The 24,102-nt window shown below is 35.9% G+C and carries 28 protein-coding genes and 2 tRNA genes; 2 read left to right on the forward strand and 28 right to left on the reverse strand.

Features of this window, described 5'->3' with window-relative positions; all coding sequences use genetic code 11:
- Window positions 1-19 precede the first annotated feature (19 nt).
- The 17 genes from BCR24_RS01400 to yidD all read right to left on the reverse strand — a co-directional run bounded on the left by BCR24_RS01400 (window position 20) and on the right by yidD (window position 13,789).
- Window positions 20-205, reverse strand: a complete 186-nt coding sequence (locus BCR24_RS01400; protein WP_069638766.1) for a hypothetical protein — start codon at window positions 203-205, stop codon at window positions 20-22.
- Window positions 206-326: 121 nt separating this feature from the next.
- A tRNA-Gln gene (locus BCR24_RS01405) sits at window positions 327-398 on the reverse strand.
- Between the two features lie 10 nt (window positions 399-408).
- Window positions 409-489, reverse strand: a tRNA-Tyr gene (locus tag BCR24_RS01410).
- A 90-nt stretch (window positions 490-579) separates the two neighbouring features.
- Entirely contained in the window at window positions 580-813 is a 234-nt protein-coding gene (locus BCR24_RS01415; protein WP_069638767.1) for a DUF2969 domain-containing protein, read from the reverse strand.
- 105 nt (window positions 814-918) lie between these two features.
- Window positions 919-1,773, reverse strand: a complete 855-nt coding sequence (locus BCR24_RS01420; RefSeq protein WP_069638768.1) for a hypothetical protein — start codon at window positions 1,771-1,773, stop codon at window positions 919-921.
- Window positions 1,774-1,791: 18 nt separating this feature from the next.
- The gene (locus BCR24_RS01425; RefSeq protein WP_069638769.1) at window positions 1,792-2,550 is read right to left on the reverse strand and encodes a class D sortase; all 759 of its coding nucleotides are present in this window, start codon (window positions 2,548-2,550) and stop codon (window positions 1,792-1,794) included.
- A gap of 1 nt (window position 2,551) precedes the next feature.
- Window positions 2,552-3,127, reverse strand: a complete 576-nt coding sequence (locus tag BCR24_RS01430; protein WP_069638770.1) for a hypothetical protein — start codon at window positions 3,125-3,127, stop codon at window positions 2,552-2,554.
- Between the two features lie 249 nt (window positions 3,128-3,376).
- Window positions 3,377-4,030, reverse strand: coding sequence for a CBS domain-containing protein (locus tag BCR24_RS01435; protein WP_069638771.1), 654 nt, complete (start codon window positions 4,028-4,030; stop codon window positions 3,377-3,379).
- Between the two features lie 4 nt (window positions 4,031-4,034).
- A complete protein-coding gene (locus tag BCR24_RS01440; protein ID WP_069638772.1) occupies window positions 4,035-4,736 on the reverse strand; it encodes an ABC transporter ATP-binding protein in 702 nt (233 codons plus the stop codon).
- Window positions 4,736-5,512 carry an ABC transporter ATP-binding protein gene (locus tag BCR24_RS01445; protein WP_069638773.1) on the reverse strand — a complete coding sequence of 259 codons (777 nt, stop codon included), beginning with the start codon at window positions 5,510-5,512 and terminating at the stop codon, window positions 4,736-4,738. The genes BCR24_RS01440 and BCR24_RS01445 overlap by 1 nt, the downstream gene beginning before the upstream one ends.
- On the reverse strand, window positions 5,493-6,461 hold the full coding sequence (locus BCR24_RS01450; protein WP_069638834.1) for a branched-chain amino acid ABC transporter permease: 969 nt from the start codon (window positions 6,459-6,461) through the stop codon (window positions 5,493-5,495). Before BCR24_RS01450 ends, BCR24_RS01445 begins: the two co-directional genes overlap by 20 nt.
- Window positions 6,462-6,470: 9 nt before the next feature.
- Window positions 6,471-7,349: a branched-chain amino acid ABC transporter permease gene (locus BCR24_RS01455; protein WP_069638774.1), complete on the reverse strand. Its 879-nt coding sequence runs from the start codon at window positions 7,347-7,349 to the stop codon at window positions 6,471-6,473.
- 117 nt (window positions 7,350-7,466) lie between these two features.
- Window positions 7,467-8,633: an ABC transporter substrate-binding protein gene (locus BCR24_RS01460; RefSeq protein WP_069638775.1), complete on the reverse strand. Its 1,167-nt coding sequence runs from the start codon at window positions 8,631-8,633 to the stop codon at window positions 7,467-7,469.
- Window positions 8,634-9,099: 466 nt separating this feature from the next.
- A complete protein-coding gene (locus BCR24_RS01465; RefSeq protein WP_069638776.1) occupies window positions 9,100-11,934 on the reverse strand; it encodes a BspA family leucine-rich repeat surface protein in 2,835 nt (944 codons plus the stop codon).
- 15 nt (window positions 11,935-11,949) lie between these two features.
- Window positions 11,950-12,399 carry a DUF1307 domain-containing protein gene (locus tag BCR24_RS01470; protein ID WP_069638777.1) on the reverse strand — a complete coding sequence of 150 codons (450 nt, stop codon included), beginning with the start codon at window positions 12,397-12,399 and terminating at the stop codon, window positions 11,950-11,952.
- A gap of 171 nt (window positions 12,400-12,570) precedes the next feature.
- Window positions 12,571-13,479: an ROK family protein gene (locus tag BCR24_RS01475; protein WP_069638778.1), complete on the reverse strand. Its 909-nt coding sequence runs from the start codon at window positions 13,477-13,479 to the stop codon at window positions 12,571-12,573.
- Between the two features lie 19 nt (window positions 13,480-13,498).
- A complete protein-coding gene (gene yidD / locus BCR24_RS01480) occupies window positions 13,499-13,789 on the reverse strand; it encodes a membrane protein insertion efficiency factor YidD (protein WP_069638779.1) in 291 nt (96 codons plus the stop codon).
- A gap of 207 nt (window positions 13,790-13,996) precedes the next feature.
- Between yidD and BCR24_RS16795 the strand changes: the two genes are divergently transcribed.
- The gene (locus BCR24_RS16795; RefSeq protein WP_167351658.1) at window positions 13,997-14,146 is read left to right on the forward strand and encodes an SPJ_0845 family protein; all 150 of its coding nucleotides are present in this window, start codon (window positions 13,997-13,999) and stop codon (window positions 14,144-14,146) included.
- Window positions 14,147-14,319: 173 nt separating this feature from the next.
- On the opposite strand, the gene yihA is transcribed toward BCR24_RS16795, so the two are convergent.
- Both yihA and clpX read right to left on the reverse strand, forming a co-directional pair.
- The gene (yihA, locus tag BCR24_RS01485; RefSeq protein ID WP_069638780.1) at window positions 14,320-14,901 is read right to left on the reverse strand and encodes a ribosome biogenesis GTP-binding protein YihA/YsxC; all 582 of its coding nucleotides are present in this window, start codon (window positions 14,899-14,901) and stop codon (window positions 14,320-14,322) included.
- A 283-nt stretch (window positions 14,902-15,184) separates the two neighbouring features.
- The gene (gene clpX, locus BCR24_RS01490; protein WP_069638781.1) at window positions 15,185-16,438 is read right to left on the reverse strand and encodes an ATP-dependent Clp protease ATP-binding subunit ClpX; all 1,254 of its coding nucleotides are present in this window, start codon (window positions 16,436-16,438) and stop codon (window positions 15,185-15,187) included.
- Between the two features lie 189 nt (window positions 16,439-16,627).
- On the opposite strand from clpX, the gene BCR24_RS01495 reads away from it, so the two are divergent.
- Window positions 16,628-17,656: a lactonase family protein gene (locus tag BCR24_RS01495; protein ID WP_069638782.1), complete on the forward strand. Its 1,029-nt coding sequence runs from the start codon at window positions 16,628-16,630 to the stop codon at window positions 17,654-17,656.
- Between the two features lie 224 nt (window positions 17,657-17,880).
- On the opposite strand, the gene BCR24_RS01500 is transcribed toward BCR24_RS01495, so the two are convergent.
- The 9 genes from BCR24_RS01500 to BCR24_RS01535 all read right to left on the reverse strand — a co-directional run bounded on the left by BCR24_RS01500 (window position 17,881) and on the right by BCR24_RS01535 (window position 24,102).
- Window positions 17,881-18,510, reverse strand: coding sequence for a hypothetical protein (locus BCR24_RS01500; RefSeq protein ID WP_141707022.1), 630 nt, complete (start codon window positions 18,508-18,510; stop codon window positions 17,881-17,883).
- Between the two features lie 417 nt (window positions 18,511-18,927).
- Complete coding sequence (locus tag BCR24_RS01505; protein WP_141707023.1) at window positions 18,928-19,353, reverse strand: hypothetical protein; 426 nt, start codon at window positions 19,351-19,353, stop codon at window positions 18,928-18,930.
- Between the two features lie 73 nt (window positions 19,354-19,426).
- Entirely contained in the window at window positions 19,427-19,576 is a 150-nt protein-coding gene (locus tag BCR24_RS16800; RefSeq protein ID WP_157804614.1) for a hypothetical protein, read from the reverse strand.
- Between the two features lie 351 nt (window positions 19,577-19,927).
- Complete coding sequence (locus tag BCR24_RS01510; RefSeq protein WP_069638785.1) at window positions 19,928-20,485, reverse strand: hypothetical protein; 558 nt, start codon at window positions 20,483-20,485, stop codon at window positions 19,928-19,930.
- Between the two features lie 158 nt (window positions 20,486-20,643).
- Window positions 20,644-21,069 (reverse strand): hypothetical protein, encoded by a 426-nt coding sequence (locus BCR24_RS01515; RefSeq protein ID WP_083244272.1) that lies wholly within the window; start codon window positions 21,067-21,069, stop codon window positions 20,644-20,646.
- A gap of 13 nt (window positions 21,070-21,082) precedes the next feature.
- Complete coding sequence (locus BCR24_RS17000; RefSeq protein ID WP_239574213.1) at window positions 21,083-22,510, reverse strand: LXG domain-containing protein; 1,428 nt, start codon at window positions 22,508-22,510, stop codon at window positions 21,083-21,085.
- Window positions 22,500-22,874: a DUF3958 family protein gene (locus BCR24_RS01525; protein ID WP_069638786.1), complete on the reverse strand. Its 375-nt coding sequence runs from the start codon at window positions 22,872-22,874 to the stop codon at window positions 22,500-22,502. The genes BCR24_RS17000 and BCR24_RS01525 overlap by 11 nt, the downstream gene beginning before the upstream one ends.
- Window positions 22,871-23,185: a TIGR04197 family type VII secretion effector gene (locus BCR24_RS01530; RefSeq protein ID WP_069638787.1), complete on the reverse strand. Its 315-nt coding sequence runs from the start codon at window positions 23,183-23,185 to the stop codon at window positions 22,871-22,873. Before BCR24_RS01530 ends, BCR24_RS01525 begins: the two co-directional genes overlap by 4 nt.
- 230 nt (window positions 23,186-23,415) lie before the next feature.
- Entirely contained in the window at window positions 23,416-24,102 is a 687-nt protein-coding gene (locus BCR24_RS01535; RefSeq protein WP_069638788.1) for a hypothetical protein, read from the reverse strand.

Raw genomic sequence — 24,102 nt, forward strand, 5'->3', positions numbered from 1 at the left:
ATTTTGCTTTACTAGTGATTTAACGGTTTTTAGCACGCCATTTTTTTGTATGTGCAGTATCTCTTGACGATACTACCTGGATGCCTTTTGCTTGGTTTTTACTTTTCTTTTTAGAAAAAAGATTTACTTTGACATCATATTTACCGTCACGAGCTAAGTCATAGACTTTTTCAGCTGTTTCAGTTATTTTCTCTTTAATGTTCATTCGGTTCACTCCTCATGCTTTTTATTCACTTTATCATATATTTCGAAAAAAGAGAACAAAAGTTATCCTCTTTTTTTCGTCAAAAAAAGAACAACTCTATCTGAGTTGTTCTAAACAAATACTGGGGTAGCTGGATTCGAACCAACGCATGACAGGATCAAAACCTGTTGCCTTACCGCTTGGCTATACCCCAAAGGTTAAAATGGAGGAAAGTGGATTCGAACCACTGAACCCTAAGGAACGGATTTACAGTCCGTCGCGTTTAGCCACTTCGCTATTCCTCCAAAAGGTTTTAGTAAAAAACCTGACTTAGTTATAATACAAAACTTTTGAACGAAATGCAAGCCTTTTTCGAAAAAAAGTTGTTATTTATTTTAGTCGTTTAAATTCCATTGACGGATAATGTATTCGATCGCTTCATCAAGCGTTTTCACAGTCGCTTCATTTCGTCCATCGATCATTACAGCAAATTTTTTAGTGTCTTGTGCTAGGACTTGACCGATTTCTTTTTTACCGATCGTTAAGGTGTTTACTGTGATCGTCGCACCATTCACTTTTTTTTCTGTTTCTTCTATTTTTACTTCTATATCTTTATTTTTCTTTGACATCTTCATCCCTCCAAGAATTATATGGTATCACGTAACGTAAAAAAAAGAAAGCGGCTGGAGCAAAAGCCAAGAACATCGAGTAACGGCTTTTGATCCATCCTTTATTTAAGTGCTAAATAGCTGCTTTCTTTTGACTTCGCTAAGTACGCCGAAAATAATTCCTGCTGCGATCGAAATCAACCCTATCACAATAAACAACCACAAAAAACTCGATAAATAGGTTTGAATAAAGTCATACATCGCCTTTGATTGAATTCCTAATTTTTTTAAAGAACCTTGCAGTAAAATAATTCCAGGAACTACAGCCATCATCAAGCCGCTTCCTACCCATATATATGCCCAATACCTTAATAAACGATGCACATATCCTCTTAACGAAGAGTATAGAGAAAAACTTAGCAACGCCCATAAAACTCCACAGATCACCATAAATAGCACGAGCTTAGATTTATAGTTCATGACTTTTCTTCCATAAGACACTAAAAAAGGTAACTCGATATACCCTTTATAGATTTTTACAGCATTATCTGAAAGACCAGTTACAGCAAGTTCTGATTCAGGTGTTACTTGAATTTGTTTTTCTTTCATGTAATCTGTGATTGCTTTAGAAACAGCATCATGGATTTTACTCTCATCAGATATCTCATATTTTGTTCCTGTATTATACATTGCTTGAAAATATTTATCTACGTCTATCTTCACTACCTCTTTACTGATTGCTTGATCTAAAACACCTTTTGGAATATTACTTCCTAAGGAGCTATTTTCGATTTGCCGATTGATTTCTTCAGTTAATTCCGTATAATAATCTGCTTTAGCAGCTTGCTTTGCAATATAGTTTTCACTGAAGAGAGTTAATCTTAATGTTAATAAAATCAGAAATGCAAATAGAAAAACAGAGGATAAAAAAGCAATAAAAAAGCGAGAAGTTACTTTCATTAAATGACCGCGTTTTTTCATCTCAGTGATTCTCCTCCTTTATGATTTCTCGTCGATGATTGGTCCAGAAACATAATCTGCCGAAACAAAAACACGTTCTGGTGTTAAACCAATCGCATCTAGCGGATAACAAGTATAAAGGATCAGTGATCGTTTTGAACGGTCAGCTAGTTTGGTGTTGATCGTTGGATCTTTATAATCAGCAATGTTTACTTCTGTCACTTGATACGTATAATCACCATAGTGAGTGCGGATACTCACTTGGTCTCCTGGTTCTAAGTAATAAATTTTTCCAAAAGAAGGCAAGTTGTGCCCTCCGATCAAGGTCGTCCCTAAATCCCCTGGAATCATGCTACCGATATATTGCCCTGCGCCTAAGCGCAAAATTTCTTCGCTATCCCCGTAATACAATGGTTCATTAATTTTAACTTTGTCGATCACGACTTCGCCAAACTGGTCTCCTCCTACTGGATAAACCATACTTGAAGAGGCTAACTCTCCTTCGTTGGAGACTTCCATTTCAGTTTCAGCTGACTGATTTGTTTCATCAGTTGTCTGATCAGCTGCTTTATCGGTCGTTTGATCTGCTGAGGGTTGCTCTTTTTTCTGGTTTCGTTTTTCAAAAAGGTTTGTGCCTTGCTGATCGAAAACCGGAGCATCATTCAGTGAAATCAATTCAACCGCTGAAGAAGCGAAATTAATGACAGGTGCACCAATTATGTAAATAATGAGATAACCAAAACACATAAAGAAAAGAGGCACATAAACGAATGCCCCTAATCTCTTTAATTGTTTCATGTTATGCTAATTTGTTCTTTCTGCTCACGAATACTGCACCTGCTGCAGCCACGATCAATGAGCCAAAAGTAATTCCGCTTAATGCGTAATTAGATCCTGTATTTTTTACTGGAGTACCAGTACTATATACAGGAGCGCCATTCACATCTGTGATTGTCACTGCAGAGTAGCTTCCGCTACCAAAAGTGATTTTCACGCCAACAGCATTCCCAGCAGCAACTACGTAATTTTGAACTTGAGCAATTACATTAGCCGGCAATAATTTGATTGCACTTGCAAGAGAATTAGCGCTTGAAGTATCAACAGATACACCTGCAACTAAGCTACGTGCTGCTTGAATGTTTTTAACTGCTTCATCTACTTGCGCTTGTGTTAAATCAACACGCTTCAAGTGATTAGAAGCTGCATTTGTTTCAGCCGCTTCGAAATTGAATTTTTTACCGCCGATAGTCATACCAGCATTCAATTCGTTAAGAACAGACTGTTCTGCAGCTGAGATAGCGCCATCAGCTGAAGCAGTTGTCGCAAAGCTAAGCGTTGCCACAAAAGCAATAATGAATCCGATAACTTTTTTCATTTGTATTCCTCCCATCTTAAATATTTATAATCAATTACAGAATATCTGTAAAAATTATACCAACAATAACCCCTATTGTTTTGAAGATAAATCGAAATCATATCAAAGAGCATAAACACTTCAATTTTCGAACAATGGTTAAACGACGAATTTCTTACGTCACTATATAAAACTATCATACGCTCCTTTAATAGTCAAATTCTTTTTCAGTAAAAAAGGACTAGATAATCGTTGCCATACTTCATCTTTTTATACTTTTTTTGAAATAAACGTTGCTTCAAAAACATCATAACCAGCTTCTTTTAATTTTTTCTCAATTTGGTGCGTTTCTCGGCTTTCAATCTGTAATTCAATAATGGTCTCCAACTCTTTGCGGTTCACGACGACCGTCAAGATACTAAAATCATTGTCGGCTAGCAGTTTTGCGATATCTGCTAAAATCCCCTTATGGTCTTCTGGAATTCGAAGTTGAATCCTAGTACCGCCATCATTATAGCCAGTAATTTTTAAAAACGCATCAAAAATATCATTATTTGTAATAATTCCGACTAATATTTCATTTGCATCAATAACTGGCAATACACCGATATTATTTTGACGCATTTTGAAAATACCATCTTCTAATGAAGCTTCTGGTTGAATAGTTTGAACTTTTTTAACCATAATATCTGCTACTGTCGTTTTATTCAGTAAATAATTAACTTCATAAACACTTAAACTTGTCGCTTTTGATGGCATTGCAGACTGTATCGTGCCTTCTGTGATCAATCCGATTACTTGTTCTCCCTTAACTACAGGCAGACGATGAATATTATTTTTTTTCATCAAATCTACCGCATCGAAAATTTTCATTTCTGGTTGGGCCACGATTAAATTTCTTGTCATAAAATCACTAACGCTCATGCTATTAACCTCCTAGATATGCTTTTTTCACTTCTTCGCTTTCCAACAATTCTTTGCCTGGACCACTCAACACAACTTCACCGGTTTCTAATACATAACCACGATCTGCAATTGATAAAGCCATTTTTGCATTTTGTTCGATCAATAAAACCGTTGTTCCTTGTTTATTGATTTCTTGGATAATATTGAAAATTTCTTGAATAAAGATTGGCGCAAGTCCCATTGACGGCTCATCTAATAATAGTAATTTTGGTTTAGACATCAGGGCTCGCCCCATTGCTAACATCTGCTGCTCTCCACCAGACAACGTGGAAGCATCTTGGTTTTTACGTTCCTTCAATATAGGAAATCGATCAAAAATCATATCATAGTCTTTTTTCAATTCGCTATCTTTACGTAAAAATGCCCCCATTTCTAAGTTTTCTTGAACAGTCAATCCTGAAAAAACATGTCGTCCTTCTGGTACTTGGCACAAGCCAGAAGCCACGATTTTTTGAGGGAGCATTTTATGAATTGGTTGACCTTCAAATGTGATAGTTCCATTCGATGGACGATTCAAACCGGAAATCGTCCTTAAAATAGTTGTTTTCCCAGCCCCATTAGCTCCTATCAGAGAAACGATTTCGCCTTTTTCAACGTTAAAGCTGACGTCACGGACTGCTTGGATCACTCCATAGTGAACCGATAAATTTTCGATAGTTAACATTATAGCTCACCTCCAAGATAAGCTTCAATCACACGTGGATCATTCTTGATTGCTTCTGGTTTACCTTCTGCGATGATTCTGCCGTACTCTAAAACATAAATTCTTTGACAAACCTCCATGACCAAACTCATATCATGCTCGATCAAAACGATCGTGATTTGGAATTCTTTTTGAATTTTTCTAATCAGCTCCGTTAAATCAGCTGTCTCTTGTGGATTCATCCCAGCAGCCGGTTCATCTAAAAACAAGACTTTTGGTTGTGTCGCTAGTGCCCGCACGATTTCTAAACGTCTTTGTTCCCCGTATGGAAGATTCTTCGCTAACGTCTGAACCTTCTCTTCTAAACCGAAAATAGCTAGAAGTTCTAAGACTTTTTGTTCCATTGCTTCTTCTTTTTTATAAAAAGTCGGCAAACGTAAAATACTAGAAATAATTCCTTCTTTATTTTTACTATTCATTGCGATCAATACATTGTCCATAACAGTCAGGTCTTTGAACAGTCGGATATTTTGAAAGGTTCTACTTAATCCCATATCTGCGATTTTATACGGCTTCATTCCATTTAATTCCTGCTCTTTGCCTAAAACATTCAATGTAACCGTTCCTTCACTAGGTTCATAAACGCCTGTCAAAAGGTTAAACAACGTCGTTTTCCCAGCCCCATTAGGACCAATTAAGCCGATCAATTCGTTTGTTTCTAGAGATAGATTAACATTGGAAACTGCAGCCAGTCCGCCAAAGTTTTTGGTTAAATTACTAACGTTCAATAGAGGCATTCGATTTGTCCTCCTTCTTCTTGAATAGTTTTTTTACAGAGAATTCCCAAGTTCCTAACAAGCCGCCTGGTTTGAAGATCATGATAATGATCAACGCTAAGGCATAGATGATCATTCTAAGCGCACCAGCATCTTGCAAGAACATATTTAAAATTCCCAGTACAATAGCGGAGATAAAGGTTCCTGTAACACTACCGATACCACCGAACACAACGATGATCAAAATATCGATTGATTTCATAAAGCCAAAATCTTTTGGTGCAATTGTTTGAACATAGCTTGCATAAATTGCTCCAGCAACACTTGCTGTAATGGCGCCGATAATGAATGCCGCCACTTTATATTTAGTTGTATTCACACCCATAGATTCAGCCGCAATTTCATCTTCTCTGATCGCCATTGTCGCACGACCTGGCCCACTATGAATAAAATTAACAATGATCAGCGTCACGATCACAACAAAGCCAAAAACCATTGACCAATTGACCATTGGAGGAATACCAAAAATCCCAGCTGGTCCATTGGTTAAATCACCCATGTTAATGATGATAATTCGAATTATCTCAGAAATCCCTAGAGTTGCAATCGCTAAGTAATCTCCTTTTAATCTCAAAGTAGGAATCCCCACTAATAAAGCAACGATCCCAGATAACACGATCCCTAATAGAATCCCGCTGAAAAAGCCACCCATCGTCGGGTATTTAACAGACATAATCGCCGCACTATACGCCCCAATCGCCATAAATCCTGCATGACCTAAAGAAAATTGACCAGAAAAACCAATAATCAAATTTAAGCCTAATGCCAACATAATATTGATGCCGATCGTAATCAATGTATATTCAGTAAACGGCGTGATAACACCTGTGACATACAAAACATAAATAAAAGCATAAGCTAATGCAGCAATTAAAAGCCAAACGAAATTATATTTTAAATTCTTTTTCATGCCTTGCACCTACACTTTCTCTTTAATGTTTTTGCCGAGAATTCCGGCAGGACGAATCAATAAAATAATAATCAATAATGCATACACAACCGCATCTTTATAATCTGAAAAACCGAGTGCTATCGTGATTGTTTCTAATAGTCCAATTACAAAGCCACCTAACGCAGCCCCTGGAATAATACCAATACCGCCTAAAACTGCCGCAACAAATGATTTCAACCCAGGAACCACACCCATCATCGGATCGATCGAGTTATAGTAAAGTCCTATCAACATCCCTGCAGCCGCAGCCAAAGCTGAACCTAAAGCAAAGGTAAACGAAATCGTCCGATTGACATTGATCCCCATCAATTGAGCAGCATCTGCATCCACTGAAACAGCGCGCATTGCTTTTCCCATTTTGGTCTTTTTAACAATCAATTGCAGTGCGATCATCAATATGAGTGAAATAACTAAAATAAGTACTTGAATATTTGAAATTTGAATAAAGCCTAGTTGATAGTTTTTGAATTCAATCGCTTGTGGGAAAGATTTTTTTTCTGACCCAAACAAGTAGATCATACCATTTTGTAATAAGAACGAAACACCGATTGCTGTAATCAACGCTGCAATTCTAGTCGATTTTCTTAATGGACGATAAGCTAAAAATTCGATTACCACACCAATCACCGCAGCACCTGCCATTGATAAAATCAGTGCTGGGAAAAAGCCTAAATTTAATTTGTTGATAAAGAAATACCCCATAAATCCGCCTAACATATAAATTTCTCCATGGGCAAAGTTGATCAATTTAATAATTCCATAAACCATGGTATAGCCTAACGCTAATAATGCGTAGATACTACCTAGAAAAAGCCCATTTACGAGTTGTTGGATCACTACTTCCATGTTTATCACTTCCAATATTTTAGAATAATTTCTGTTTTTTTAAAGAAAAAAGAGGTTGGACAAAACGTAAAGACTTGTCTCCCCCTCTTTAAAGCTTCATCTTGTTCATGATCGATGTTAAGGATTTACAGCATCGGCTGATGTTTCTTTGCCTTCTGTCAAGCCTAATACAACTGCTGATTTTTCAGGATTATGATCTTTATCCATCGTCATTTTTCCAGTTACACCAACAAAGTCCTTTAATGAGGCTAGGCCTTCTGTGATGTCTTTTGAATCGGCAGAATCTTTATCTTCTATTGCTTGTTTTAGCATGTAAACAGAATCATAACCTAATGCATTGAAGGCAGATGGCTGTTTGTTGTACTCTTTCTTAAATGCTTCTACAAATGGTTTAACCTTATCTGTAGCAGGTGCTTTTTCTGAGAAGTGACCTGTGTAATAGACTTCAGAAACATTTTTAGCACCAGCAATTTCAACTAATTTTTCATCACCGAATCCATCAGCTCCAAGGATTGGTTTGTCGATGCCCATTTCACGTGCTTGTTTGATGATCAATCCTGCTTCTGCGTAGTAACCTGGAATATAGATCGCATCGTAATCAAGGTCTTTGATTTTTGTTAAAATCGCTTGGAAATCTTTATCGCCTGCTGTGAAGGTTTCTTCTTTCACAATATTGCCTTTATAGGTTTCTTTAAAGGATTTAGTCAATCCGATCGCATAATCACTAGAATTATCTCCAATGATCACAACATTTTTAGCTTTTAAATTATCTTGTGCAAAGTTTGCTAGGATAACACCTTGGAACGTATCTTGGAAGCACGCTCTAAAAATGTATTCTTGCACTTTGTCATTTACAACTGTGATACTGTCATCTGTTCCAGAAGGTGTAATGGCTGGAACGGCTGCTTTTGTCATATTTGGAATCGTCGCTTTCGTCGCACCAGATGTTGCTGGTCCAACGACTGCAACAACTTTATCTTTCGCAGTTAGATTGGCAGCAACAGAAGTTGCTTCACCATTTTCAGATTTGTTGTCTTTTTCGATCAATTCTAATTTTTTACCAAGAACACCACCCGCTTCATTGATTTCTTCAACGGCTAATTTGATTCCTTCTTTTTCAGCATTCCCATATGCTGAAACATCCCCAGAAAGCTCCATGTTCATCCCGATTTTGATTGTGTCACCTTCAACCTTATTCCCACCACCACTTGCGCCTCCGCCAGCAGTTGGACCACATGCTGCTAATAGAAATAGACTAGCAAATAAAAAACTAAATTTTTTCATCTTGTTTCCTCCTTGAGTTGTATATTGAATGTCTTGTTTACTTCTAACAGAAAAATAGGTGAACATGACTTGCGTTTGTACACTTGAGTTATTTTTCTAAAAAGCTTACTTTGAAGCAAGCAAATTCTCTTTGCATATATAATTATTAAAGAAGTATGTATACAAATATAATCAAAAACCAATGAAATGTCAATGAATTTTCAGAAAATTTCTATAATTCAAATTATTGAACTTACTTTTACCTATTTTACTATGGGATCTCTCAATAGTATTTAGTTTTCTTTACTTTGGAAAAGAAACTGAATAAAGGATCAACTGGCCTGTCATTTTCTGTCATACTAACACTGATAGAAGTGACTTTCAGGTTGATCCCTTTTATTTTCGTTCTGTTTGAAGAAACGATGCAAATCTAATTTTTTGATTTAAAATCATTTACTGTCTTTTCGTTACATGCGTTGATGGTTTCCTATTGAATAATACTAACCAGAGACCGTAGTATTTCAACTCCCTGTTCATTCAGAACTGCTACTTCTACTTTATTTGTTAGAGAGAGAATACCAACTCCTAACAGTTTGAATGTGCCATCTTCTGCAATTTTTACTGTTTCTTGACGTCTTCGATTGACATACAAACGAACACTACTTGCTGGTTTACCAGTCACTTTTCCTGTTACGTACGGCGTGTCTAGCTTGTAGGTATCTACTGTCATTTCTACCTTAGCAGGTTGAACTGTGACGTTTTGACGTGTGATTTCTGTACTGTAACGATAGCCTACAACTTCAACTTTATCACTCTCTTGTTCAATTCGCCCTTCTACCTCGAATGCAAATTGACGATTAGAGGTTAATAATTTTCGCTCAATTTCTTTTCCGTTGATGACCAATGCGACATGTGTATGGAAATAATCAGTCTTGCCTGAAACGACTGTGTCTTCTGATAAAACATAGTCATTCACGGTCAACTCATAGGTAATTTCTTCCACCTTGACCATGCCGCGATCGATTTCTGCATTTTTGCTATCCAAAATAACAATTTTTACTTTATCTGTTGTCTTTGTAATTGTTTCTTCTGTATCTAGTTCAAAAATTCCGTCACTAAAGATCTCTGTCGTGGAAATCAACTGATCATTGACCCATAGTTGGACATTTTTAGGACTTAATGCTGGGTCGATTTCCCCCGTAATAAAGTCATCTAGCCCAAGGTAAAAGGGATCTAAAATCAATGAACTATCTGCTGTAACATTTACAGTAGTTGTTGCTTTAAAGCTACCTTCTTCTGTTCGTGCGGTAATTTCTGTTATGCCTGATTTTAATCCTGTTACAACCCCTTCCTGTGAGACAGAAGCAATAGAAGCATCAACAATAGAATACGTAACTTTTTTATTCGTTGCATTTTCTGGAAGGACTTTTGCTTGTAATTGACTTTCTTCAGAAATGGTTAGGTTTAAAACTGAAGGTGTTAACTCGATTCCAGTTACCTCAAAACCTGTTTTCATTTCGCGGATGTATTTTCCAGGTTTCGTTCCATCGTAATTTGCCATAAATCTTGAACTGTTTTCATAACTATTCTCAGCTTCAGTAGAATCTAAGAGCCATCTTCCAGTATATGGCTCTACTTTTTTCCTTGGTAAATTAGTTGAGGTTGTAGGTTTAAAATTTGGACCTAGAATCAATACATCTAACGAATCTGCTCTATAAAAAATACTATCTATTGCTGTGACATTACTCGTATCCCAATTACTTATGTTCAACTCATAAAGGTTAGGTGTGTATGCAAACATGTTCGTCATAGTTGTCGTTTTGATCGTATTCCAAGTACTCAAATCTAATTTGGTCAAATTCGCTGCTTGACTAAACATGTATCCCATGTTTAGTACATTACTTGTGTCCCAATTGATCACATTTAAGCCTGATATACCACTTGACTGAAACATATTATACATATACCGAACATTACTTACATTCCACTTACTGATATCTAAGTCCGTTAACTTTGAAGTCCCATAAAACATAAAAGACATACTCGTTACATTTTCTGTATTCCAACCAGATATGTCCAACGTTTTCAAGCTTGAAGCATTATAAAACATTGAAGACATGCTCGTCACTTTTCCTGTAACCAATTCTGACATATCCAATTCTGTTAAGCTTGACGCACCTGAAAACATTGAAGACATGTTCGTCACTTTTTCTGTGACCCATTCTGACATATCCAACCCCGTTAAGCTTGACGCACCTGAAAACATTGAACTCATTGTCGTCACATTTCTTGTATCCCAGCCGCTTACATCTATATCTATCAGTTTTGAACTATTATAAAACATGGACTCCATAGTCGTCACTTTACTTGTATTCCAATTAGTTGTATTTAAGCTCGTTAAGCTTTGCGCATTATAAAACATTGAAGACATGTCTGTCACATTAATCGTATCCCATTCACTTACATCTATATCCGTCAGATTTGAAGTATTATAAAACATGCTACTCATATTCGTCACTTTACTTGTATTCCATTGGTCTAAATCTAATTTTGATAGACTAGCAGCATTATAAAACATGCCGTTCATACTCCACACATTAATAGTATCCCATTTACTCACATCTATATCTGTCAGATTTGAAGTAGAATAAAACATGTATCTCATATCCGTCACGTTACTTGTGTCAATAAAAGTTGCCCCTTCTATTGCTTCTAAAAAAGATAACTCTGCAAACATATAATATGTTGAAGAACTAGCTACAACTGGTTCAGTGAATTTTATACATTTGATTTTAGCCCCATTTAAAATACTAAGGCCTTCTATTTTAAATTTAATATTAGACCTGGAAGCAGTATCTGGAAGTTTTCCCCCTCCAAAGGTAAGTGTCTGGCTCTCTGCATCCCATTCCCAAGGCACTGTACCAAATGTCCCTTCTACTTTTGCTTTGATGGTTAGTGCCACGTCTCCACTTAATCCACTTTCTGTTCTGGCTGTGATCGTTACAGCTCCAGCTTTTAGAGCCGTAACCACACCTGTTTCAGAAACAGTTGCTAACGCCTCATCACTGGATGTCCAAGTAAGGTTAGCTGTACTATTTTCTGGCGTGAATACAGTCGTTAATTGTTGTGTTTGTCCTTCTTTTAGCTCTTTCTTTTCTGTGTTCACGGCAAGTGCTATCGGCTCGATGTCTTCTGTAACTTTTAATTTTTGTTCTGGAATAGCCTCTATGCTGCTTTCTTCCGCGAAAGCAATGGCTCCAGATACGCTAACTAATCCCAAAGCTCCTACAATCAATCCTTTGACAACTACTGATTTTTTCATTCTTCTTCTCCTTTTCTATTTTTCTTTTTTAAACCCTAGCTTTATAAGTTGCGCTTCATTTGCCTCTTCACTTGCACTAGCAAATGATTCATTTGGCAACGAGATAAGCGAGATTTCCTTGGCATCTTTCGTTGATACTTTTTTCAAGTCCACTTCAACGGTTTCTACGGCTGCTTTTTCATTAAAATCAATGGTATAGTGGATCCCCTTTTTATTGGTGTACAATTTTTTACTTGGCTCTAATAGCTTCTCTGCTTTTGTTTTAGTTGTTATGCCCATTGTTTTGTACTGAATCGTTGTTGTAATCTTTTGCTTCAATAACGCATCTTTCTTATGAATATTTTGAACTTTTACGTGTTCGTCCTCTTGTTTTAGAACAAAGATTGTCGTTTGTTCTTGTACTGTACAAGCGGAAAGGGAAAATAACACAACCACCCCGACAATCCCCCAAAAAATTTTTTTCATTCTTTTACCTCCTTCTCCTTAATAAACATATTGTAACAAATTAATAATAAAAAGTCACAAATTATCATTCTATTAAAAATAAAAAAACAGTAAAACCTATTTGGTTTTACTGCATTTGATCTATTTCAAAGTTTCTTCGTTTCATTTTAGTGCAATGTTCGATTTTTAATTTCAGTGCAAAACATCTGGCTGTTTCAATCGACCCTTATGCATTTTTTTAATCGTTAAAAAATTAGCGGCCGCTCCAATTAAATTCGCATCATTTTCATATTGACAGGTTACGATTTGCGGAATAAAATCATTCAATTCAAAATGTGTCAGTTTTTCTTTCATGCGACGATTGATTTCAGGTAATAAGCCTTTTTTAGCCGAAACACCGCCACCTAAAACGATCATCTCTGGATCTAATGAAAATTGAATACTGAATAATCCTTGTGTTAAATACTCATAAAAATTATTGACCTCTTCTATCGCCACTTCATCACCTGATTCTGCAAAAGCAAACACCTCTTCCCCAGAGAAAGTATCCTTCTCCACCCCTTTACGTTCGCAATAACGCCAAGCCATTTGAACAGCAGTCCCGAGTTTACTAAAGGTCTCTCCACCACTTAGATACATCAAACCAAATTCTCCGCCATAAAGATGAGCACCTTTCACAATTTCCCCTTTGTGGAAAATGGCACCGCCGATACCTGTTCCAATCACAACAAATGCAACTTCTTGTTTGCCTTTAGCAGCACCTGCATAAATTTCTGCCAGCCCTGCACAATTGGCATCGTTTTCGATTGATATTGGTCGTTTAAATAGCTCTTCTAATTCGTGGAAAATATTGAATCCATGAATATACGGAATCGCTGAAATTCCGTTGATCATTTGTTTTTGCACGTCAACAACGCCCGGTGCACTCAACGCTACACCTTCTATTTCTTTATCTGCTTCATTGAACACCGCCAATAATGACGCTTTCATTTCTTCCCATGTTTTCGGTGTTTTGAAACTTCCTTTATCCATCATCTCTTGACCGTTCCAAACTCCGTGTTTTACTGCTGATCCGCCAAAATCAAATGCTAAGATTGCCATGCTATTTGCCTACCTTCATCTATTTTTTAGGTTTATTTCTTCTGTAGTTATAAGGACCATGATATTCTTGATCCGGATTTCTTTTTAAACTAAACTTCAAGGGCACATAATCGATTCCCCCCTTGGTTAGCGGATGACAGCGTAGAAATCTGGCTGTTCCCATGGTGATTCCTTTGAGGCTACCATGTGTTTGAATCGCATCGATCATATATTGAGAACATGTTGGATGATAACGACAACTAGCTGGCAGCCCAGGTGAAATAAAGCGTTGGTAAAAACGGACCGTCCCTATAAAAATATTTTTTGCCATTTCTTCCCTCTTTTCTCTATCCGAAAAAACTATACCTTGTTTTGTAATTGAATGCAAGTTTACGAACGGAAACGAGAAGTATTTTTATAGAAAATCTTAATAGTTGAAAAAGAAAACTATTCAAAATTCTGAAAGGATGCTAAACTAGAGAAAAGAAGTTATCCTATGACTTTTACTTACTTTAAAACGAAACGGAGCAAACGAACTATGGGCTTAAAATTTGAACGTACGAATGACTTAGATAAATTATTTGATTCTTTTGCAGTTGATCCTAAAAAAGTTGAAATGCCAAAAGAAGAACTGGAAAAGCAAGCTCTTAAAGCTGAAGAAGAAAAGAAAAAAAACAGTAAAAAATAAGGTTGTGACAAAAGTCGTTTAGGCTTGAGCAATTGGATTAAAAACCACACAATGCATAAAGCGCATTGTGTGGTTTTTAATCCATTGCCGTAGAGTCTGACTTTTTCACACCGTTTATTCGGCTTCACAGTGATAGTACTAAACCGCAAAGAGTTTTGTCTACGCTATTTTTATTAAAGATATTTTTCAATTGCTTGCCACGCTTCTTCTTTTCCTTCTTTGGTTTGGGAAGAGAATAGGATAAAATCATCAGATTTATCGAAGTTCAACGCTTTTTTAATGATACTTTCGTGTTTGTTCCATTTGCCACGAGGAATTTTATCTTTTTTTGTTGCTACAACAATCACAGGAATGTCGTAATATTTTAAAAACTCATACATCTGGATATCTTCTTGTGTTGGTGCATGCCGCAAATCAACTAAGGAAACAACCGCTTTTAATTGTTCTCTTGTCGTCATATAAGTTTCGATCATTTCGCCCCATTTTGCCCGCTCCGTCTTAGAAACTTTGGCATAACCATAGCCTGGAACATCGACGAAATGCAAGGCATCTTCGATTAGATAAAAGTTCAAGGTTTGAGTCTTTCCAGGTTTACCAGATGTTCTAGCCAGATTTTTGCGATTGATCAATGTATTGATAAATGATGATTTACCAACATTTGATCGGCCTGCTAACGCAATTTCAGGTAGCTCTGTTTCTGGATATTGTTTAGGCGAAACTGCACTAATGATGATCTCTGCATTATGAACATTCATAATGTAACCTCCTTCGTTTAAAAGCGGAACAAGCTGTTTAGCTCTGACTGGAAAATAGGACAAAGGTGCTTTTTACCTTATTTCTATTTTATCTTTTTTCCGAAGACCTTCAATCTTTAGAGCTTTAGCTCTTAGGAATTGTTGAAATCGAAGCAAAGCGTAGAGCTGGCTTGTACAGCTAGATAATTTTAAAAGCTGAATGAGCTCGTGAAGCTAGATAAGGTTATTCCATAAAAATCAGTAAAAAAGTAGAGACGAATCTCTACTTTTTAATCTTTTGAAATTACCCAGCTTTTTTATCTTTTTTATTGTACACAATCGCTGGTTTACCTGTGCCTTCAACAGCCATTTCTGTGATGATCACTTTTTCGATCGTGTCGTCTGATGGAACATCGAACATCACGTCCATCATGATTTCTTCAATGATTGAACGAAGTCCACGAGCACCTGTATTGCGTTCGATCGCTTTATTCGCAATAGCTCGAAGTGCCTCATCTTCAAACTCTAATTCAGTATCATCTAAAGACAATAATTTTTGATATTGTTTCACTAACGCATTTTTTGGTTCAGTCAAAATTCGCACTAAATCATCCGTCGTTAGCTTTTCTAGTGCTGCTGTTACCGGTAAGCGTCCGATAAATTCAGGAATCAAACCGAATTTCAATAGATCTTCCGGAATGATTTGCTGCATCACACTTTCGTCTTCATTCAATTTGCTATTTTTGGTACCAAAACCGATTGTTTTTTCGCCTAGGCGATTTTTAACCATGTTTTCAATACCATCGAATGCGCCACCAACGATAAATAATACATTGGTTGTATCGATTTGGATAAATTCTTGATGAGGATGTTTGCGTCCGCCTTGCGGTGGCACGCTGGCAACTGTTCCTTCCAAGATTTTAAGTAAAGCTTGCTGAACGCCTTCACCAGATACATCTCTTGTGATCGATACATTTTCACTTTTACGAGCGATTTTGTCGATTTCATCGATATAGATAATGCCTTTTTCAGCGCGTTCCACATTAAAATCAGCAGATTGTAATAATTTTAAGAGAATATTCTCTACATCTTCTCCCACATAGCCTGCTTCAGTTAAACTAGTCGCATCTGCAATGGCAAATGGTACATTCAATGTTCTAGCCAAAGTTTGGGCTAAAAAGGTTTTCCCAGAACCTGTTGGGCCAATTAAACAAATATTGCTCTTTTGTAATTCTACATCTTCAGAGCTTGAATTTTCTGATTGATTTACACGTTTATAGTGATTATAGACAGCCACCGCTAGTGAGCGCTTTGCCTGATCTTGTCCAATTACATATTCGTTTAAGACATCCAATATTTCTTGAGGTTTTGGGACATCCGTTAATTCACGTACGGCTTCGTCGTAAAATTCTTCATCAATAATCTCTTTACATAAGTCGATACATTCATTACAAATATAGACACCCGGTCCGGCAACGATTTTTTTCACTTCTTCTTGTGTTTTACCACAAAATGAACAGCGAACTGCACCATTGTTGCTATTTGTATTATCGTACATGCGTGTCACCCCTCTAAAATTAAAAATGACTGTCGTTACAGTCTTAAGATATAATAGCATAAATCAAGTGAAAATGCGAACATTGGATTTGTAAAGATTTACTAAATAAAGGAATTCTTATGGTATACTAAAAGAGTCAAATCAATTGCTGATTTTAATCAATATTCAGTAAAAAATGGAGGGAATTTCATGCTGGAACAAATGTTATTAGGAACTTATACACGTAGAGAAAGTAAAGGGATTTATCAGATAGCGCTGGATACAGAAAAAGAAACACTTTCAGACGCAACGTTATTAGTAGAAGAAACTAGCCCAACCTACTTAGCTCTAAATCAAGAAGGGGACTTGTTTAACGTCACTTCTGTTGATGGTGAAGGTGGCATGGCGGCTTATAAACACCATGATGGACACTTCGATCTATTAAATAAAGTCACTGAAGCTGGCGCTCCTCCATGTTATGTAGCGCTTGATGAAGAAAAACAACTAGTTTTCGGTGCCAATTACCACCAAGGAATCGTTCATGTTTATCGTATTTTAGCTGATGGACAGTTAGAACATACGGATAAAATCATACATGATGAGCCAACTGGCCCTCACGAAAACCAAGATAATGCCCATGTACACTATACAGACTTAACGCCTGATCGTCGTTTAGTTGTCTGTGACCTTGGAACAGATCGTGTTTATACGTATGACGTTAGTGCAGAAGGCAAATTATCTGAAGTTGCTCAATATGTAGCAGAACCTGGAACAGGTCCTCGTCACTTAGTCTTCCATCCAAATAATCAATATGCTTATTTGTTTGGTGAATTAGACAGTACCGTAACCGTTTTAGCTTACAATGCAGCAGATGGTTCATTTGAACAAGTTCAAAAAGTATCGACTTTACCTGATGGATTTAACGAATTCAATGGTGGTGCAGCAATTCGAATTTCAGCTGATGGACGATTTGTTTATGCATCAAATCGTGGACATGATTCAATTGCGGTTTATGCGACTGCTAAAGACGGTAGTAACATAGAACGTATCCAATTAATTTCTACTGAAGGTGAAATCCCTAGAGATTTTGATTTGGATCCTTCTGGAAAATTTGTGGTTGCAGCGAATCAAAATACAGATAACTTAACCCTATATCGTCGTGACGAAGCAACTGGTCTTTTAGAAATGATCCAAAAAGATGTTTATGCACCAGAATGTGTCTGTGTTTATTTTAAATAAACTCACACCCTGATTACGAATAAATGCTGAGAGTAGAAGTGCTCTAGAAAAATACAAGCGAAAAAAAGACTACCTCCTACTAAAACGATAGTTAGTCAAATTTGATCCAGAACGCTCTAACAACTAGATGTTAGAGCGTTCTTTTTATTTTATAACAACTTTTCTCTATTATTGTTGACCAAACTCTTCCCTTCAACCAAACTAATTGACGAGAAAGTGACCGCTCATCTTGCTTTATAGGAACTTAATCCATTTGCTTTAGACTCTTGAGTTAACCAATTTGCTAGGTAATCTTGCTCAGATCTGGTTAGATTTATTTGTGGTATACACATCGCGCGACCTCGATCATCATGAAGGAAAAAATAGTCCTCTGTGTTTTCCACGGCCACTAGACTGTTGCGTCTGAAAAGTTGATTTTCTTCATTGATAAGAAAAGAGAATCCTTCTTCCGAACAGTTAAATTCGCAAGCATTCATTCCTTCTGGATTTTCTTTTAATTGATACGTTAAAATATGTTTTTTTAGCTGTGGTTCAATACGTACCCAAATCCAATTAGGCAGAAATTTTTTGTAGCCAATAACAAATAAGAGAATCATTGGAATCATTACGATAAAAAGAACAGTTGATGCTAAATAAGATAATAAAACAAATAGTGAAATCCCAAGTAGATAATATAATAGTGTAAAATTTTTTTTAATTGCTTGATAGGACTTATTTTCTCCACTGAAAAAAGCAAATTTCTCAATTGCTAAATAATCTGTTAGTGTTAAATTGAAAGTTAGGTTCATTTTTGACTCCTTTATTTTTAAATTACTATTGATCGTACCAACATTTTTTATTATAACATGTTTCATATTCCGCACCTAAATTTGAAATTTTGGACTCATTTAAAAGCATTCTGCTCTATGAGTCATCGCCTCCATATGTCTATTCTGTTAGTTAGAGATAAAATAGCCTAACTGTTCATCGTATTCTTCAACATTTTCATTAATATAAAAATCATTTTCTTCACTAAATTTATGAAATTTTATTGTTCAATTTCTTATAAACGTTTCCCCAATCAGATACCGCTCTTCTTGAGTTAGCAAACTATCGCTATAATCAATTACTCTCAACTCATTATTAGACGCCTCATACTCAATTTTGTTATGGCTCCTTTTTGAATCTTGGGTGGAGTAGGCATATCCGTTTTATAATTTAAAAAAGTCCCTGATTCAATTCTATATTTTCATTTTTTGCTATTAGCCTTCGTTCACCCCTATCACCAAATTTTATATACCAAAATGAACAAGTATTTTACTTGTATCTCGTGCGTTAACACACAGTTGTAAAACGTCTTCTAACTGTTTGAGAACTTTCATCTTCGAAAAATTTTCTCTTATAAAAATCATCTCTTCGAGATCATAATCAGTTTTTAACAGGAATTCATCTGGGGCTACTTCAAACATGTTCTTCCAATTCTCCAAAATCAATTCAAGTTCACTTATTTCTGACCCTTCAAAAAAGGTAATACCATAATAATTAATTCCAGTACTAAAATTCGAGAAATCAATCCAATGACTATTTACCCATTTGATAGTGTCAGCGATGTATTGAATTAAGGAATCATCAATTAAGACAGCTACTTCACTAGTCACTTCTCTATATGTTATATGCTTATTCGCCTCTATTATTTTAAATTTATGCACTAATAACATTTTGAATACCTCTAACTTCCTATTTATTTTTTGTTGAGCCCAAATGAAACTATTGATCCATCTGGTGCTAAATTCATAAAAAGTCATTTCCACCAACAAGCCATGAGAAACTACCTAAAAATTCCGCTCTACCACCAACTATTGAAGTAAGATCACCAATAAGGTGTGCGACCATATAGAGCTTCGTTCCAACTGCATCTAGGTCTAAAATTCTCTCACCCATTAGTCCAGCCAAGGCAAATTTTTAATGAATTTTATCGGCTACTTGAGCTTCTTGTCCCAACGATTGGTTTCTGCACCAAATACATAAGAATATATATATAACCTAAAATCAGAACATCATTTTTAAAACTTTTTCACTCTCTTTTTTTATCTCAATATTTTCTAAACGATTGTATTTTCCGATGAAAGAATCAAAAGATTCAATACATTTCGCTTCCTCAAGATCATTATAATCCCTACGATATTCCGGACTGCTTTCAATATAACTTTAAACGTTTTTACATGATCAAGAAATAATTCGTCAACTGTTTTACCCTGAACAGCGAAATTTCCATAACGTCACATTTAGACTCTATAATTCAATCATCTTCAACATTTCTTTTAGAGTTTGCACCATTTCCATACAAACCTTTCTGTCTATACTAAATTGTGCATCAAATGTATAAGAAGCCATAAATTCTTCAAATGTGATTTGCTTTTCATTTACATTACTATCTATAAAATCCCATAAATATTGTGGACTAATTTCAAAGAAAATTTTTGAATTTCTATTATATATCCATGAAGCACTGCCAATTTCTGGTGACACTGACCACAAACTATACAGTTCAGTTGGGTCTTCTTCCGAAAAAACATCTAAATTATGATAATAGATAGTCCATTCATATCCGACACCTGTTAAAAAATTTTTTTCTGAAACTGGTAATTCATTATTCAACGCAAGTAATAACATATTTTTTAAGGATTCAAGTCCCTCACTTAAAGAGTCCTTAAATAAAATAATCTCTCTATTGTTATCTAAATATTTTATGATTATTTCATCATGAAAATAGAGTTTTTTTCCATCATTTTTGCTATTGATTTGTAAATATTTGTTGTCTGCTAAATTTAAAGTTAGTAAAGTTATCATTTAATCCCTTTCTTCTTATTATTTACTAGGCCAACTTTATGGAAAACAGCGATTATTTTAGTGCTCAATGCTACGCCATAAAATTTATCGACTAGCTAATAGTACCAAAAATAGAAGAACGAGAATTCGTTCTTCTAAAAAATTATTATCTTTATTGATTAAATACCAAAATGAACCAAAATATATTCATTCTCTATAGCTTTTTTGCAAAGTACTGATAGTTTCTGTAATTGATTCAAGATATTTTCCTTTTCTACTTTTTCCTTATTAAATCTCCCTTTATTTATATCATAATCCATTGTTAACTCAGTTGTAGAAGGTGCTTGTTCAAATAATTGAATCCAGCCATTAAGAATACCGTTCAAAGTAGCAATTCCTTCTGCATCTAAATACGTCCTGCCATAATAATCAAGTCCCATAGATTTATGAACAAAGTTTTTAGAATAGGAGGGAATCCATCCTAAAGAATCTATAATGTACAAAATTAAAAAATCATCTATTGTTACCATTTTCTTTCTAGATTCTTTAGTAAAAATTACCTCATCACTGTTTTTAAATATTTCAAATTCATGCTGTAACGCCATATACATTCTCCTATCAATTATTTTTTCCAAAAGAAATTATAGAGCCATCTGGCGCCAAATCGATGTACTTACCATTCTTTCGATATCTTAGAACATCAGTTGTTATACCTGGTACCGGTGAAGGTTTTACTCCTTTCTTTACAGTTCTAGCAAATTCTTGAGCTTTTCGCATATATTGTTCCAAGCAAAAAGCTCCTACTTCTTCACCATGTTTTTCAAAATGTTCTTGAACATTATCCATGGCATTATCAAACTTTCCTTTCCCCCACTCTCCATTTTTATTAGTATATGATCTATCCTCAAAATGATACCCATCTAGCAAACTGCCAAAAGCATTCACAATCGTTCCTGATCCATGAGCCATCGCTGCTGTTCCACTTGCTGTTGCTGCTGGGCTCAATGCTAAAGTCGCTCCACCTGTAAATGGTGCTCCCGCAAATGAAAAGCCATTTCCCCCAACGAGCCATGAGAAACCACCTAAAAATTCCGCTCCACCACCAACTATTGAAGCTAGATCACCAATAAATTGACCTCCTGCATAGGGTTTCGTTCCAACCGCATTTGGGTCTAACGTTCTCTCACCCATTAGTCCTGCTAAACCAAAATTTTCATAAATTTTATCAGCTAAACCAACTCCTAATGCTTTAAGCCCATTCCAGTTATTTGTCGCGATAGCTTCTTGCACCATTAATGTCATTTTAGAATCAAACGTACCATCGACATAAACACCCGTTACATTCCCATGTTCATCAAAAGTATACGTAATATCTTGATTTTCTAAACGATAAGCTTCTACTTTTGCATCAATCTTCTTCTGGCGCTGATCCCAAGCCTTACCAATCGGCTTCGTCCAAGCCAAACTTATCCTAGACAAATCAAAGGTCCCCGAAGTTGGATTCCACGCTGCACCTTTTTCTACTTCGGCTAATCCTGCATCTAAACTAGCCAATTGTGCTTCAAATTCTGAAAATAAATTTGGTGAACTGGCATTAAAATCATACAGATTCTGCAGCTTTTCCTCATTCTTTTGAATCGAGCTTTGTACACCCATATAGCGCTGTTCCATGCGTTGGTTTGGTTCCTTTTCTTTGTCCATTGTCTGTGCCATATTTTGGAGTAAAGCTTTTCCTTGAGTGATTTCTGCTTTTATTTGTTCTTCGATTACATCACAGGTATCTACTGATGATTGAAATTCTTCGGGAAATTTACTATGGGCTTCTACTAAGGCTTCACATGCTAGTATAAACCCACTTGCCAACGCTGGGTAGACCGCTGAGAAATAAAGTTTCGCTGAGTCGTATGTTTTACTGGAAAGTGGCGCATTCATAAAGGCATTCACGCTATCTTTCAGTGTACCGCAAAACTGAATATATTCGTTGGCCATTTGTTTGGCAGCGGCGCTTTGCGCTTTGACTTCACCTACATAAAAATCAATAGCCATAACGGTTCTCCTCCGCTTCCTCTCTATCAGAAAATAGCTGTACTCTCTCAGTGTACAGTGCCTCTTCTTTATCTCTCAACTGCACCTCTTCACTTACTAAGCGCTCTGCTATATCTTCTAAGCGTTGGCGTTCATATTGGTGTAAACGATTGGCTTCGTCATCTAACTCCATAAAGTGATTCGTATAACGTGAGCCTTGATTATTGCCGATTAACTCTTGGTAATAGTGTTGTTCTTGTTGATGAATCGAAAAATAATTCGCTTCCAAATCTTCCAATTCTCGAATTTCACGTCGTTTATCTTCTTGCTCTATATTTATTTGTCTTATCTGTTGGTTGATTTTCAGTTCTTTTTCTTCATTCATGAACGCTTCCCACCTCCAAAGCTTGGAGAAAGTAATGGTAAATCGAAACTTTTTTTGATTTTCTGATCAATTATGCTAAATTCTTTTGCGACTGAATGAATGTTATTTCCATCACGAGCAATCGCATTTGACAGACGCTGCCCGCGACGATGCATACTCGCTAAACTATTTTTGGCATGATTATTTCCACTGACCGTGGTACGTTCTGCTTTACTTGATGCTTCATTCACGGATGAAAAGCCACTAGCCGCTTGACTGAACTGTTCTGACACGCTTCCTGCCACAGTAAGGCTGCTTTTGATTCCTGACATTTTACTGACCCCTTTGTCTGATTGTAAGCTTCTTTGTTCAAACTCCTTAATTTTCATTTTGCCATATTTACATGCCTTATAGTTATCAACTTTTTCTTTGTGGTGCAAAAGTTTTGCAAAATTAGGATGTAAAATTAATATTTTTCTGAGGTACGATAAAAAAAGAGACTGAAATATAACTCTGCGAGTCATATCTCAGTCTCAAGGAATCCAAATTGATACTGATATAATTATTTAAAATCTAAATCATTCATCATTCCTTTTAAAGCTAGCAAATTATTCTCACCTGCGTAAAAACCTAAATATATATTTAGCACATCAAAAGGACTTGAATCAATTTGCCACTTCGAATTCTTTTTTTTGAACTTTAGGCTTAATGTAACAGGATCTTTTTTTACTGAAATTGTATCAATTTGGCTAGAAAACAATTGATTCAGGTAACTTGTTTTTTCTTTTAGTTCCACTTCTTTTGTTTTTTGTATTTCCTGTTTTAACTGTCTCAAAAGAATGCTTAAATCAATTCCATAAACATGAATTTTGTATTCTTTCATTTTATTTTTCTCTTTTATTAGCTCTGAATCATAATGTGTTTTTTCTTTAAGTTTCTGATGAAATTTCTGGAATAGAATATCCAAATCAGCATGACTTAATCCAGTATCTTGAGCAACTGTTTGCTTCACATCAAAAATAATTTCATTTAGCATCATCGAATTCATCGAACTCAGATCAAGCTCATGCTCGTTTTTATTCGTGCTCTTTTCCAGATAAATCACTTCTTTAAAAAATTGCTCTTCCAACGTATCACCTACTTCTTTTTTCTCATGTTTGGAAGTATTAACTATCGTGAGGTATAAAAAACAAGAAGCTACCAAAACAATGATTAGTAAAAAAATACTATTTCTTTGATTTTTTTTCAT

It is taken from the genome of Enterococcus ureilyticus (genome assembly GCF_001730315.1).
GTDB lineage: Bacteria > Bacillota > Bacilli > Lactobacillales > Enterococcaceae > Enterococcus_L > Enterococcus_L ureilyticus.